General features: G+C 71.7%; 1 protein-coding gene. It reads right to left on the bottom strand.

The window, feature by feature from the left end; genetic code table 11:
- Positions 1-332: EAL domain-containing protein (locus ACTFO6_RS18215; RefSeq protein ID WP_439935799.1), on the bottom strand; the 332-nt coding region annotated here is incomplete at both ends.

Below are 332 nucleotides of genomic sequence, written 5' to 3'. Positions count from 1 at the left end.
AGGCCACTCTGCTCCAGCGCTTCCGCCACCTGCCGCACAGGTCGCCGCGGGCGAGCTGAACGGCCGAGAGGTTGACCGCCATCCGCAACGGGGGCAGGCCCTGGTCGAGCCAGGCGCGGCACTGGGCGCAGGCCCTGGCGAGCACCCATTCGCTGATGGGCCCGATGAGCCACGTTTCCTCGGCCAGGGGGATGAAGGTGGCCGGAGAGATGAGGCCCCGCTCGGGATGCTGCCAGCGCACCAGGGCTTCCACGCCCAGCACGCGGCCGGAGCGCAACTCGATTTTCGGCTGGTAGTGGAGCGCCAGTTCCTGGCGGTCCAGCGCCCGGCGC

The sequence above is a fragment of the Pelomicrobium sp. G1 genome, assembly GCF_051905455.1.
Lineage (GTDB): Bacteria > Pseudomonadota > Gammaproteobacteria > Burkholderiales > UBA6910 > Pelomicrobium.
The sequence above is the reverse complement of the archived record's forward strand: the minus strand, read 5'-3'. Positions and strand labels throughout refer to the sequence as shown.